Annotated in this window: 13 protein-coding genes and 2 tRNA genes; 11 read left to right on the top strand and 4 right to left on the bottom strand. The window is 65.4% G+C overall.

Annotated elements, in window-relative coordinates; genetic code table 11:
- Positions 1 to 15 precede the first annotated feature (15 nt).
- From L540_RS17500 to pssA, 4 genes are all read left to right on the top strand, one after another.
- Entirely contained in the window at positions 16 to 2118 is a 2103-nt protein-coding gene (locus tag L540_RS17500; protein WP_268902908.1) for an acetolactate synthase 3 catalytic subunit, read from the top strand.
- A 10-nt stretch (positions 2119 to 2128) separates the two neighbouring features.
- The gene (gene ilvN, locus L540_RS17505) at positions 2129 to 2620 is read left to right on the top strand and encodes an acetolactate synthase small subunit (RefSeq protein ID WP_029579087.1); all 492 of its coding nucleotides are present in this window, start codon (positions 2129 to 2131) and stop codon (positions 2618 to 2620) included.
- A gap of 65 nt (positions 2621 to 2685) precedes the next feature.
- Positions 2686 to 3702, top strand: a complete 1017-nt coding sequence (gene ilvC / locus L540_RS17510) for a ketol-acid reductoisomerase (RefSeq protein ID WP_043213590.1) — start codon at positions 2686 to 2688, stop codon at positions 3700 to 3702.
- A gap of 163 nt (positions 3703 to 3865) precedes the next feature.
- Entirely contained in the window at positions 3866 to 4633 is a 768-nt protein-coding gene (pssA, locus tag L540_RS17515; protein ID WP_043213591.1) for a CDP-diacylglycerol--serine O-phosphatidyltransferase, read from the top strand.
- 48 nt (positions 4634 to 4681) lie between these two features.
- Here pssA and L540_RS17520 read toward each other — a convergent pair whose 3' ends face one another.
- Positions 4682 to 5200 carry a hypothetical protein gene (locus tag L540_RS17520; RefSeq protein WP_043213592.1) on the bottom strand — a complete coding sequence of 173 codons (519 nt, stop codon included), beginning with the start codon at positions 5198 to 5200 and terminating at the stop codon, positions 4682 to 4684.
- A 251-nt stretch (positions 5201 to 5451) separates the two neighbouring features.
- Here L540_RS17520 and rpsO point away from each other — a divergent pair, with 251 nt between their 5' ends.
- The 4 genes from rpsO to L540_RS17540 all read left to right on the top strand — a co-directional run bounded on the left by rpsO (position 5452) and on the right by L540_RS17540 (position 10085).
- On the top strand, positions 5452 to 5721 hold the full coding sequence (gene rpsO, locus L540_RS17525) for a 30S ribosomal protein S15 (RefSeq protein ID WP_012418311.1): 270 nt from the start codon (positions 5452 to 5454) through the stop codon (positions 5719 to 5721).
- 89 nt (positions 5722 to 5810) lie between these two features.
- Complete coding sequence (gene pnp / locus L540_RS17530) at positions 5811 to 7970, top strand: polyribonucleotide nucleotidyltransferase (protein WP_043213595.1); 2160 nt, start codon at positions 5811 to 5813, stop codon at positions 7968 to 7970.
- Positions 7971 to 8127: 157 nt separating this feature from the next.
- The gene (locus L540_RS17535) at positions 8128 to 8856 is read left to right on the top strand and encodes a hypothetical protein (protein WP_043213597.1); all 729 of its coding nucleotides are present in this window, start codon (positions 8128 to 8130) and stop codon (positions 8854 to 8856) included.
- Positions 8857 to 8867: 11 nt separating this feature from the next.
- Entirely contained in the window at positions 8868 to 10085 is a 1218-nt protein-coding gene (locus tag L540_RS17540) for a threonine ammonia-lyase (protein ID WP_043213599.1), read from the top strand.
- Here the strand turns inward: L540_RS17540 and L540_RS17545 are convergent.
- Positions 10079 to 10615 carry a PIN domain-containing protein gene (locus L540_RS17545; protein WP_043213779.1) on the bottom strand — a complete coding sequence of 179 codons (537 nt, stop codon included), beginning with the start codon at positions 10613 to 10615 and terminating at the stop codon, positions 10079 to 10081. The two genes, L540_RS17540 and L540_RS17545, sit on opposite strands and share 7 nt — an antisense overlap.
- A gap of 204 nt (positions 10616 to 10819) precedes the next feature.
- Here L540_RS17545 and L540_RS17550 point away from each other — a divergent pair, with 204 nt between their 5' ends.
- Positions 10820 to 11164, top strand: a complete 345-nt coding sequence (locus tag L540_RS17550; RefSeq protein ID WP_060831940.1) for a hypothetical protein — start codon at positions 10820 to 10822, stop codon at positions 11162 to 11164.
- Between the two features lie 53 nt (positions 11165 to 11217).
- Here the strand turns inward: L540_RS17550 and L540_RS17555 are convergent.
- Positions 11218 to 11302, bottom strand: a tRNA-Leu gene (locus L540_RS17555).
- A gap of 11 nt (positions 11303 to 11313) precedes the next feature.
- Positions 11314 to 11403 (bottom strand) — tRNA-Ser (locus L540_RS17560).
- A gap of 117 nt (positions 11404 to 11520) precedes the next feature.
- Between L540_RS17560 and L540_RS17565 the strand changes: the two genes are divergently transcribed.
- Both L540_RS17565 and tpiA read left to right on the top strand, forming a co-directional pair.
- The gene (locus tag L540_RS17565) at positions 11521 to 12495 is read left to right on the top strand and encodes an NAD(P)H-quinone oxidoreductase (protein ID WP_043213604.1); all 975 of its coding nucleotides are present in this window, start codon (positions 11521 to 11523) and stop codon (positions 12493 to 12495) included.
- 185 nt (positions 12496 to 12680) lie between these two features.
- Positions 12681 to 13433, top strand: coding sequence for a triose-phosphate isomerase (tpiA, locus tag L540_RS17570; RefSeq protein ID WP_043213607.1), 753 nt, complete (start codon positions 12681 to 12683; stop codon positions 13431 to 13433).
- Positions 13434 to 13444 lie beyond the last annotated feature (11 nt).

The raw sequence follows: 13444 nt of genomic DNA on the forward strand, positions 1-13444 counted from the left end.
AAAAAGCGGCCGCCGATGCGCCCCGGCGACACCCCGATTTGCGGAGGATGCCGCAACGCGGTAAATTGCCCCCTCTTGCGCCGGCCTGCTATCCGAATCCGGCGCGCGGGCGAGCAGGGCCCGGGCCACCTTCCGCGGCCTGCTGCGCCAGTAATACCTGCTGTTGGCCGCGCCACAAGCGTGTGTTGCCAAGGCTTCCATTTCGACCTCCGACGCCTTCTTGGGCGTTTGCACTGCGTCTCTGACGAGCGTGTGCCGGGTCGGCAGGGTGTCCGGGTGGCGTGGCTCCGTGAGCCGCAAAGCGCCGGATCATGCTGCCGTGCCAGGTACGGGTTCCGTCGCCGCCGTATCCGGGCGAGCGACAACCAGGGAAACAGGGCCGGTACAGAAAGGAAAGACAACATGGAACTCAATGGCGCCGATATCGTCGTGCGCTGCCTGGCCGAAGAGGGCGTGGAACACGTTTTCGGCTATCCCGGCGGCGCGGTGCTCTACATCTACGACGCGATTTTCAAGCAAGACAAGTTTCAGCACATCCTGGTGCGCCACGAGCAAGCTGCCGTGCATGCCGCCGATGCCTATTCGCGCGCGTCGCAAAAGGTCGGTGTCTGCATCGTGACCAGCGGTCCGGGCGTGACCAATGCCGTCACCGGCATTGCCACGGCCTATATGGACTCCATCCCGATGGTGATCATCAGCGGCCAGGTGCCCACCGCCGCCATCGGCGAGGACGCCTTCCAGGAGTGCGACACCGTCGGCATCACCCGGCCCTGCGTCAAGCACAACTTCCTGGTGCGTGACGTCAAGGATCTGGCCGAAACCCTGCGCCGCGCCTTCTATATCGCGCGCACGGGCCGTCCCGGACCGGTGCTGGTCGACATCCCCAAGGACATCACGGTCGCGCAGTGCAAGTACACGCCCAAGAAGGGCGAGATTGCCATGCGCTCCTATGCGCCCGTCACCAAGGGCCACCAGGGGCAGATCAAAAAGGCCGTGCAGATGCTGCTGGGCGCCGAGCGCCCCATGATCTACACCGGCGGCGGCGTGATCCTCTCCGATGCGTCGGATGAGCTGCGCAAGCTGGTGGACCTGCTGGGCGCGCCCTGCACCAACACCCTGATGGGCCTGGGCGCCTTGCCCGCGACGGATCATCGCTTTGTCGGCATGCCGGGCATGCACGGCACCTACGAGGCCAATATGGCCATGCAGCACTGCGATGTGCTGCTGGCCATCGGCGCGCGTTTCGATGACCGCGTGATCGGCAATCCCAAGCATTTTGCCCAGAATGCCCGCAAGATCATCCACATCGACATCGATCCCTCGTCGATCTCCAAGCGCGTGCGGGTCGATGTGCCCATCGTCGGCAACGTCAAGGACGTGCTGGTCGAGCTGATCGGCCATTACGAGCAGGCGCGCCAGGAAACCAAGCCGGCTTCCCAGGACAAGTGGTGGCAGCAGATCGAGGCCTGGCGCGGCCGCGAATGCCTGAAGTACGCGCCCTCCGACGAGGTCATCAAGCCGCAGTTCGTGGTCGAGAAACTCTGGGAAGTGACCGGCGGCGACGCCTTCGTCACCTCGGATGTGGGCCAACACCAGATGTGGGCCGCGCAGTACTACAAGTTCAACAAGCCGCGCCGCTGGATCAATTCCGGCGGCCTGGGCACCATGGGGGTGGGCCTGCCCTACGCCATGGGGGTGCAGATGGCCAACCCGGGCACGGATATCGCCGTGATCACCGGCGAGGCCTCGATCCAGATGAACATCCAAGAACTGTCGACCTGCCAGCAATACCACCTCACGCCCAAGATTGTCTGCCTGAACAATCGCTTCCTGGGCATGGTGCGCCAGTGGCAGCAGATCGACTACGGCTCGCGCTATTCCGAGTCGTACATGGATTCGCTGCCCGACTTTGTCAAGGTCGCCGAGGCCTATGGCCACGTGGGCCTGCGCATCGAGCGCCCGGCCGACGTCGAGCCGGCGCTGCGCGAGGCATTCAAGAAGCATAAGGACCGCCTGGTCTTCCTGGACTTCATCACCGACCGCACCGAAAACGTGTGGCCGATGGTCAAGGCCGGCCGCGGGCTGACCGAGATGCTGCTCGGTTCCGAGGATCTGTAAGGAGGCCACCATGAAACACGTGATTTCTGTGCTCATGGAGAACGAGCCCGGCGCGCTGTCGCGCGTGGTTGGCCTGTTTTCCGCGCGCGGCTATAACATCGAAACGCTGACCGTGGCGCCCACCGAGGATGCGACGCTGTCGCGCCTGACGGTGGTCACCGTCGGATCGGATGAGGTCATCGAACAGATCACCAAACACCTGAACCGCCTGGTGGATGTGGTCAAGGTGGTCGACCTCACCGAAGGCGCGCACATCGAGCGCGAGCTCATGCTCATCAAAGTGCGCGCGGTCGGCAAAGAGCGTGAAGAAGTCAAGCGGATGGCGGATATTTTCCGCGGCCGCATCATCGACGTTACGGATAAGTCCTACACGATCGAACTGACCGGCGACCAGGAGAAGGTGCAGGCCTTTATCGAGGCGCTGGACCGCAGCGCCATCCTGGAAACCGTCCGTACCGGCGTTTCCGGCATCGGCCGCGGCGAGCGCATCCTCAAGCTCTGACCGGCATCCGCAGTACCCTACACCCTGAATTCAACGATTTTCGAAATAAAGCATCTGGAGCAACCATGAAAGTTTTCTACGACAAAGACTGCGATCTCTCCCTCGTCAAAGGCAAGACCGTCGCCATCATCGGCTACGGCTCGCAAGGCCATGCCCACGCCCTGAACCTGCATGATTCCGGCGTCAAGGTCGTGGTCGGCCTGCGCAAGGGCGGCGCCTCGTGGAACAAGGCCGCCAACGCCGGTCTGGAAGTCGCCGAAGTCGCCGAAGCCGTCAAGCGCGCCGACGTCGTGATGATGCTGCTGCCCGACGAGAACATCGCCGCGGTCTACCGCAATGAAGTGCACGCCAACATCAAGGCCGGCGCCGCGCTGGCCTTCGCCCATGGCTTCAATGTGCACTACGGCCAGGTCGTGCCGCGCGAAGACATCGACGTCATCATGGTCGCCCCCAAGGCGCCTGGCCACACCGTGCGCTCGACCTACTCGCAAGGCGGCGGCGTGCCCCACCTGGTGGCCGTCTACCAGGACAAGTCGGGCGCTGCCCGCGACGTGGCCCTGTCGTATGCCAGCGCCAACGGCGGCGGCCGTGCCGGCATCATCGAGACCAACTTCCGCGAAGAGACCGAAACCGACCTGTTCGGCGAACAGGCCGTGCTGTGCGGCGGCACCGTGGAGCTGATCAAGGCGGGTTTCGACACCCTGGTCGAAGCCGGCTACGCGCCCGAGATGGCTTATTTCGAGTGCCTGCACGAGCTCAAGCTCATCGTCGACCTGATCTATGAGGGCGGCATCGCCAACATGAACTACTCGATCTCGAACAACGCCGAATTCGGCGAGTACGAGACCGGCCCGAAGGTCGTGACGGACGAAACCCGCAAGGCCATGCGCCAGTGCCTGACCGACATCCAGACCGGCGAGTACGCTAAGCGCTTCATCCTCGAAAACGCCGCCGGCGCGCCGACCCTGACCTCGCGCCGCCGCATCAACGCGGAATCGCAGATCGAAGTGGTGGGCGCCAAGCTGCGCGCCATGATGCCCTGGATCGCCGCTAACAAGCTGGTGGACAAGTCCAAGAACTGATCGCGTCGGTTCAGCAAAAAGGCCGCCTGCGGGCGGCCTTTTTGCGTCCGGGGGCGCCCGCCGGCGGCAAGCCCGCCGCGACGGCGGGCGCCTGCCTTGCCTCAAGCAGGGCCAGATGAGTTAACCTTTCACCTTACAAAGCTTGCGGAAGTACCCATACGCCATGCCCAATTTCAACATGCGCGATTCCGAGAATCGTCATCGCAGCATCTACCTGCTGCCCAATGCCTTTACGACGGCGGCCCTGTTCGCGGGCTTTTACGCCGTGGTGCAGGCCATGAACGACCGGTTCGAGACCGCGGCCATCGCGATTTTCGTGGCCATGGTGCTGGACGGGATGGATGGCCGCGTGGCGCGCCTGACCAACACCCAGTCGGCGTTCGGCGAGCAATATGATTCGCTGTCCGACATGACCTCCTTCGGGGTGGCCCCGGCCCTGGTCGCCTACGAGTGGATACTCCAGGATCTCGGCCGCTGGGGCTGGCTGGCGGCCTTTGTCTATGTGGCGGGCGCCGCGTTGCGGCTGGCGCGCTTCAATACCAATATCGCCGTGGTCGACAAGCGTTTCTTCCAGGGCCTGCCCAGCCCGGCCGCCGCCGCGCTGGTGGCCGGTTTCGTCTGGCTGGCCATCGACAACAAATTGCCCATCCACGACAGCATCATGGCCTGGGTGGCCTTCGGCCTGACGACCTATGCCGGCGTGGCCATGGTGTCGAACGCGCCGTTTTTCAGCGGCAAGAGCTTCGCGCTGGGCCGCAGCGTGCCTTTCTGGGGCATCCTGGTGGTCGTGGCCGTCTTTGTCTTCGTCTCCAGCGATCCCCCGGTCGTGCTCTTTGGCCTGTTCGTGCTCTATGGGTTCTCGGGCTGGGTGATCATGGCCTGGCGCTGGAGCCGGGCGCGCAGGCTGCAGCAAGAGCGCCGCGGCCAGTAAGCCGTCTCGCAAAAAGGCCGCCCCGGGGCGGCCTTTTTGTTGGGGCGCCTACCACCAGCCGCGGTCGCGCTCTTCGTACATGGGGTCCGGCCCGGGATGGAAGCGCGTGACCTGCTGGCCGTCGCGGCCCATATAGACATACATCAGCGAGTTCCAGACGCTGGATTCCCGATAGCGGTAGGCCCAGACGACCTGGCGCACGCTGGGCAGGCCGGTCTCGCGGATTTCCGCCGGCGGGCCGAATTCGCAGCGCACGCGCTCGGCCGACCAGACGCCTTCGCCCAGGCGTTTGAAATGCGCATCGGTCAGCAGGGCTTCGAGCTGTTCGATCCGCCCGTCGGCGGTCAGGTTGGTGCCCCAGGCATACTGGCCCATGGGCTGCTGCGTCCAGATCACGCGCTGGCGTCCGTCGGGCAGCTGACAGCTGAAATTGGGCTGGCCGTACTGGCTCACGACGCTGGCGTAGGGCGAGCCAGGCGGGACCTGGGTCATGGGGGCGCAGGCGGCCAGGACGGCTACCGCGGCGCCTACTGCCAAGGCGCGCGCCAGAGTGTGCGAGCGGGACATGAGTATTCTCCTGAACGGGGGCTGTCCCCGATTTTGCCATCCTCTGGGGCGGGCCGGGAGGGCGCCGCGATCCATTTTAGCGAATCGGCTATAATCCTTTTCGATCCGCATCTTCCGTGCATAGAGAGCACATGGGATATGCGGGCCGGGCGATGCGCGCCAAAACGCATCGCCGTATTGATGATAAAGCAGTGTTTTTTCAACCCACGTCCGGGCACCTCGGCCCTGACGCATGTCCGTAGAGGTCAATAATGTCTGTTGCTGACATCAAAAAAGCCGAAATCGTTTCGCAGTTCCAACGCGCGCAAGGCGATACCGGTTCCCCCGAAGTCCAGGTGGCTCTGCTCACCGCCCGCATCAACGAACTGACCGGTCACTTCAAGGAACACGCGAAGGACCACCACTCGCGCCGCGGTCTGCTGCGCATGGTCAGCCGTCGTCGCAAACTGCTCGACTATCTCAAGGGCCGCAATCCCGATTCGTACCGCGCTCTGATCGAAAAACTCGGTCTGCGCAAGTGATCGACGGGGCTGGCTCCCCATGACGCAACCGTGGTCGCTGCGACGCTGTCGCGACGGCCACGGTTTTTCATTTGCAAGGAACCATCGTCATGTTCAATAAAGTGACCAAGACCTTCCAATACGGCCAGCACACGGTCGTACTGGAAACCGGCGAGATCGCTCGCCAGGCCTCCGGCGCTGTGCTTGTGTCCGTTGAGGACACCGTCGTGCTGGCCACGGTCGTCGCCGCCAAGAAGGCCAAGCCCGGCCAGGACTTCTTTCCGCTGACCGTCGACTACATCGAAAAGACCTATGCGGCCGGCCGCATTCCCGGCGGCTTCTTCAAGCGCGAAGGCAAACCCTCCGAAAAGGAAACGCTGACCTCCCGCCTGATCGACCGCCCGCTGCGCCCGCTGTTCCCGGAAGGCTTCTACAACGAAGTCCAAGTGGTCATCCACACGCTGTCGGTCAATCCGGAAATCGATCCCGATATCCCGGCCATGATCGGCGCCTCGGCCGCCCTGGCCATCTCGGGCATCCCGTTCAATGGCCCCATCGGCGCGGCCCGCGTGGGCTATATCGACGGCCAGTACGTCATCAATCCCACCGCTTCGCAGCTCAAGACCTCCAAGATGGACCTGGTGGTCGCCGGTACGGAAAACGCCGTGCTCATGGTGGAATCCGAAGCCCAGCAGCTGTCCGAAGACATCATGCTCGGCGGCGTGGTGTTCGGCCATGAACAGATGCAGGCCGCCATCAACGCCATCCATGACCTGGTGCGCGACGCCGGCAAGCCCGAGTGGACCTGGGCGCCCGCGCCCAAGAACGAAGCCCTGATCAGCGCGGTGACCGCCGCTGCCCAGGAAGGCCTGAACGCCGCCTACCAGATCCGCGAAAAGCAGGCCCGCACGACCAAGCTGCGCGAAGTCTACGCCGACGTGTCGGCCAAGCTGGCCGAGCAGGCCGCCGCGGCCGGCCAGGAAGCGCCCGATGGCGTGACCGTGGACAACATCCTGTTCGACCTGGAAGCCCGCCTGGTGCGCAGCCAGATCCTGAACGGCGAGCCCCGTATCGACGGCCGCGACACCCGCACCGTGCGTCCGATCAGCATCCGCCTGGGCGTGCTGCCGCGCGCCCACGGCAGCGCCCTGTTCACCCGTGGTGAAACGCAGGCGCTGGTGGTGGCCACGCTGGGCACCAAGCAGGACGAGCAGATCATCGACGCCCTGATGGGCGAGTACCGCGACCGCTTCATGCTGCACTACAACATGCCTCCCTTCGCCACTGGCGAAACGGGCCGCATCGGTGTGCCCAAGCGGCGTGAAATCGGCCACGGCCGCCTGGCCAAGCGTTCGCTGGTGTCGGTGCTGCCCAAGCCCGAGGACTTCCAGTACACCATCCGCATCGTCTCGGAAATCACCGAGTCCAACGGCTCGTCGTCCATGGCTTCGGTCTGCGGCGGTTCGCTGGCCATGATGGACGCCGGTGTCCCGACCACGGATCACGTCGCTGGCGTGGCCATGGGCCTGATCCTGGAAGACGGCAAGTTCGCCGTGCTGACCGACATCCTGGGCGATGAAGATCACCTGGGCGACATGGACTTCAAGGTTGCGGGTACCGAGAACGGCATCACCGCGCTGCAGATGGACATCAAGATCCAGGGCATCACCAAGGAAATCATGCAGGTGGCGCTGGCCCAGGCCCGCGAAGGCCGCCTGCACATCCTCGGCAAGATGCGCGAGTCCCTGGATGGTTCGCGCACCGAGCTGTCGGCCTTCGCGCCGCGCATGCTGACCATCAAGATCAACCCCGAGAAGATCCGCGACGTGATCGGCAAGGGCGGCGCCACCATCCGCGCGCTGACCGAAGAGACCGGCACGCAGATCGACATCTCCGATGACGGCACCATCGTGATCGCCAGCGTGGACGAGGCCCAGGCCAAGGAAGCGCAGCGCCGCATCGTCGAACTGACCGCCGATGTCGAAGTCGGCCAGATCTACGACGGTTCCGTGCTGCGCCTGCTGGATTTCGGCGCCATCGTGCAAGTGCTGCCGGGCCGCGACGGCCTGCTGCACATCTCGGAAATCGCCAACTACCGCATCGCCAACATCAACGATGTGCTGAAGGTCGGCCAGCAGGTCCGCGTCAAGGTCATCGAGGCCGACGACAAGGGCCGCCTGCGCCTGTCGATCAAGGCCATCGGCGGCATCGAGCAGCAGCAACAGCCTGCCGCCGAGGCGGCAGCCCAGTCCGAGCCGCAGGCCGAGTAATCGGTTTGCCCCGGCAGGAAAACGGCGCCTTCGGGCGCCGTTTTTCTTTTCTTTGCAAAAAAGCGGGAACATCCCGGCTTGCGGGTTGATGCAAATCCGGTAAAGTCTTGGCAGTTCCGCGGGCTGCGGATGACGGCAGAGGACTGGCGAATCGGGCATGAGGGGATGGCGGCTGGCCGCGACGATACTGGCAACAGGCTGGGGCCTGGCGGGCTGCGTGGCGCCTGCCGCGACCCCATCGTCGGGGCGGGTGCCGCATAGCGAACCCATGTCGGCCGACCAACTGGCCCAGACCGACTTCAACCGCACCGTCACCCTCGAAGTCCGCGATAATTTCAACAGCCTGTATACCCTGCTGGACAAGCTCTACCGGCGCAATCCGCGCGAGTGGCGCAAGTCCGGGGTGGCCGACCAGGCCGCCGCCGTGGCCTACGTCAAGCGCCTGGTCGACGAGCGCCGCGCGCCGGCGGGGCTGGCGGGCCTGCGCGATATCCAGGTGCTGGCCGTGGCGCTGGATCCCAATTACCAGGGCGACCGCGTGGCCGCCTTCATCTACGGCATGGCCGACACCATACTGGCCGCGCATAACGACAAAACCCGCTTCTATGTCTCCGATGTGCTGGACGGCCAGCGCATCTTCAATGCCGCGCGCAACGTCGAGGCGGCCGCCTGGCTGCTGTCCTCGCGCCGCAATCCCCAGGGCGAGTCGCTGCTGCTGGCCAATGAAATGTCCTCCACGGCCACGAATCTCAGCTTTGAACGGGAGTTCGGCGCTATCATCGGTCGGCTGGATCTGATCGCCAACCTGCTGGGCGAAAACTCCCGGCGCGTAGGGATCAACTATGCCCAGGGCCTGATGTTCTTCAATTTTCTGCCGGTGCGCTGACCGGCTTAGCCATGATCGATTTTGCCGCCATCCAAGCCGCCCGCGACCATCTGCGCGGGCAGGTGCAAAAGACCCCGTTCACGCTGTCGCGCACGCTGTCGGACATCCTGGGCGCCGAAGTCTGGCTCAAGTTCGAGAACCTGCAGTTCACGGCTTCCTTCAAGGAGCGAGGCGCGCTCAACCGCATGCTGACGCTGTCGCCCGAAGAGCGCGCCAAGGGCGTGATCGCGGTGTCGGCCGGCAACCACGCCCAGGGGGTGGCCTACCACGCCCAGCGCATGCAGGTGCCCGCCGTGATCGTCATGCCGCGCTTCACGCCCACCGTCAAGGTCGCCAACACCAAGCGCTTCGGCGCCGAGGTGGTGCTGGCCGGCGATACCTTCGACGATGCCAAGGCGCACGGCTTCGAGCTCGCCCAGGCGCGCGGCCTGACCATGATCCACCCCTATGATGACGAGGCCGTCATCGCCGGGCAGGGGACCATAGGCATCGAGATGCTGGAGACCCAGCCGGACCTGGACGCCATCGTCATCGCCATCGGCGGGGGCGGCCTGATCTCCGGCGTGGCCACGGCCGCCAAGGCCATCAAGCCCGGCATCGAGATCATCGGCGTGCAGACCGAGCGCTTTCCGTCGATGTATGCGGCGGTGCGCGGCGTCTCCATGGACAGTGGGCACTACACCATCGCCGAAGGCATCGCGGTCAAATCGCCCGGCACGCTCACCCAGGAGATCGTCAGCCGGCTGGTGGACCGTATCGAACTGGTCGGCGAGGCCGACATCGAGCACGCCATCGTCGTCCTGCTGGAAATCGAAAAAACCGTGGTCGAGGGCGCCGGCGCGGCCGGCCTGGCCGCCTTGCTGCTGGACAAGGCGCGCGGCACCAATCACTACAAGGGCAAGCGCATTGGCCTGGTGCTCACCGGCGGCAATATCGATCCCCTGATGCTGGGCGAACTCATCGAGCGCGGCATGGTGCGGGCAGGGCGCCTGGCCCGCATACGGGTGGATCTGCGCGACCTGCCCGGCGCCCTGGCCCAGGCGACCCGGCTGATCGCCGACGCCCACGCCAATATCACCGAAGTCCATCACCAACGCGCGTTCACGGCCCTGCCGGTGCGCAATGTCGAGGTGGATTTCGTGCTGCAGACCCGGGGGCCCGAGCACATCCAGGAAGTCATCGGCATCCTCAATGACGCTGGCTTTGCCGCCAGCAATCACGATCACTGAACCAGATTCTTGACCCGATAGAGGCGCTCGCGGTGCAGGGTGGCGGCCAGGGGCTCGGCCTCGCGGCCCAGCGCCACGTAGTCCTGGGGCACGGGGGCCAGCGCTTCCAGCACGGCCTGCGGATGCTGCGCATGCCAGCGCGCGATCAGGGTGTCGGGATTGAAGGCGTCCAGCCCCTGGCGGCGCATTTCCGAGCGATTGAAATCCTTCAGGTTCCAGGTGGCGACCTGCACCACCGGCGGCACCTGCAGCCCGCAGCGCGCGCGGCGCGCCAGGCCGGCGGCGATGACATGGAAGTCCTTGGGGTCGCTATAGCGCAGCCCGGCCTCGTAGGGCTCGATATCGGGCTCCAGGGCTTGCGGGAACTGCGTATTCATCTGCGCCCATTGCTCATCCAGAAAGGCCGGCGGCACCTCCCATAGGCGCGCCGCATTGCGCCGCCATTCCTGGCCGATGCGTTCCGTCCACACCGGCTGGTAAACCTGGGCCGCGGCCAGGCGCAGCATCAGCCGGCGCACGATGTTGGACATGAGGACGCAGGCGTCGAGGACGATATAGGGAGCGGGCTGGGACAAGATGAGGCGGGAGCGGCGGGACGCCGACGCTTGGGGCAGGGACGGGGGCAGTATAGCGCTGGCCGGACGAGTCTTCTCTGCCAGGTCCGATATGGGGTGTATCCGTGAGACCGTCAGCGGCTTTTCGGCAAGCATGCCTGTGTCGATAAAGGAGTGCCTATGACGCCGGAGCAACGTGCCGCATTGCGAGATTGGGTGCAGATTTTTGCCGCCGTGGCCGTCCCCCTGGTGGTGGCCGTGCTGGGCTGGATGTTCCAGACCTCCTGGAAGGAGCGCGAGATCGGGCGCGACTATGTCAAGCTGGCCGCGGATATCGTGGCCGCCAAGGATGTTCCGCCCGCCTTGTGCGATTGGGCCAGCGAGATCATCAGGGCGACCTCGCCGGTTCCGTTCGTGGTTTCCGACCCGAGCCGCCTGGAGAGTCCATCGAAGTTCTCTCCGGACCGTGCCGAATCGCGGATCGAGCCGCTCAGGCGCGCCCTCGAGACCAAGGTTCGGCCCTGAGCATGGCCGCAATCCCCGGTGTCCGCATCGGGGGCCAAGTGCTTGTTTTTATCTGGTGCACCCACCCGGAATCGAACCGGGACGCCTTGCGGCGAGGGATTTTAAGTCCCTTGCGTCTACCAATTTCGCCATGGGTGCGGCAGAGCATGTGGCGGAAGCGGTGGGATTCGAACCCACGAAGGGTATAAGCCCTTGCCGGTTTTCAAGACCGGTGCCTTCAACCACTCGGCCACGCTTCCTTGATCTGGCGACGCGCGAGGCGCCAGGAAACCCTGATGCCCGCCGGGGCGTGGCGCAGGTTTTCCGCAAAGGGCGTCATAATAATCCATTTGCTCAACGAAGGACGGAGACAAGTCATGCGCGCAGTAGAAATCACCCATCCTGGTGGTCCCGAGGTCCTGGTGCCGGCCCAGCGCCCGACGCCCGAGCCGGGGCCGGGCGAGGTCCTGATCAAGGTGACGGCGGCCGGCATCAACCGTCCGGATGTGTTCCAGCGCCTGGGCAATTACGCGCCGCCTCCGGGGGCGTCGGACCTGCCGGGCCTGGAAGTGGCCGGCGAAATCGTCGCCGGCGATGCCGCGGCGGGCGGCTTCAAGGTGGGCGACAAGGTCTGCGCCCTGGTGGCCGGCGGCGGCTACGCCGAGTACTGTGTCGCGCCGGCCCTGCAATGCCTGCCCATTCCCAAGGGCTTGTCGGACATCGAGGCGGCCGGCCTGCCCGAGACGTATTTCACGGTCTGGAGCAATGTCTTCGACCGCGGGGCCTTGTCGGCCGGCGAAAGCCTGCTGGTGCACGGCGGCGCCAGCGGCATCGGCACCACGGCCATCCAGATCGCGCGCGCCCTGGGCCACACGGTGTTCGCCACGGTGGGCAGCGATGACCGCGTCGCCGCCGTCGAGCGGCTGGGCGCCAAGGGCATCAATTACAAGACGCAGGATTTTGTCCAGGAAATCAAGGCGTTGACCGGCGGCAAGGGGGTGGATGTGGTGCTGGACATGGTGGCCGGCGACTACATCGGCCGCGATCTGAGCTGCCTGGCCGACGATGGCCGCATCGTCATCATTGCCCAGCTGGGCGGCGCCAAGGCGACCATCAACACCGCCGAAGTGATGCGGCGCCGCCTGACGGTGACGGGTTCCACCTTGCGTCCCCGTTCGGTCGAGTTCAAGGGCGCGATCGCCCGTTCGCTGCGTGAAAAGGTCTGGCCTTTGCTGGAGCAGGGCGCCATCAAGCCCATCATCCACGCCACGCTGCCGCTGGAGGAGGCCGCTCGCGGCCACGCCATGATGGAGGCGGGCGAGCAGATCGGGAAAATCATCCTCACCGTGTAACACGGGCGGGGCGGCGAAAACCGCCCCAACACGATACAATCATGGGTTTGACCCAGGGTGCGGGTTTTCCGCGCCCTGCTTTTTCGCCTGGTAGGCCGTAATGGCTGACTCCCGGCGGATGCCCGGCGGGCCGCTTTTCGGCCAGGCCGGCTTCGCCTTTGAACAGCCCCCAACCCATTGAGCGCATGACCGAAAACGCCGCCACTCGCCGTACCCGCCTGGTGCTGGGCAACTGGAAGATGCACGGCAGCCTGGCCGAGAACGCCAGCCTGCTCGCCGCCCTGCGCGCCGCCGACCCTGCCTCGCACTGCGAGATCGGCGTCTGCGTGCCGTTTCCCTATCTGGCTCAGGCCAGCGCCGAGTTGTCGGGCAGCGCCATCAGCTGGGGCGCCCAGGATGTCAGCGCGCAGGCCAAGGGCGCGTTTACCGGCGAAGTCTCGGCCGCCATGCTGAAGGAGTTCGGCTGCCGCTGGGCGCTGGCCGGCCATTCGGAGCGCCGCAGCCTGCATGGCGAAACCGACCAGCAGGTGGCGGACAAGGCGCGCGCCGCCCTGGCCGCCGGCCTGGTGCCGGTGGTGTGCGTGGGCGAGTCGCTGGCCGAGCGCGAAGCGGGCCAGACGCTGGCCATCATCGAGCGCCAGCTGGCGCCGGTGCTGGCGCTGGGCCGCGAGGCCGTCGCAGGCATGGTGCTGGCTTATGAGCCGGTCTGGGCCATCGGGACCGGCCTGTCGGCCACGCCCGAGCAGGCCCAGGAAGTCCACGCGGCCATCCGCGCGGCCCTGGTCAAGCTGGGCGCCGGCCAGGTCCAGGTGCTGTATGGCGGCAGCGTCAAGGCCGCCAATGCCGCCAGTCTTTTTGCCATGGCCGATATCGACGGCGCGCTGGTCGGCGGCGCTTCGCTGGTGGCCGAAGAATTCTTGCGCATCGCCGCAAATTAAAGTTTCCGTCC

Origin of the sequence: Bordetella pseudohinzii, assembly GCF_000657795.2 — a bacterium.
Lineage (GTDB): Bacteria > Pseudomonadota > Gammaproteobacteria > Burkholderiales > Burkholderiaceae_B > Bordetella > Bordetella pseudohinzii.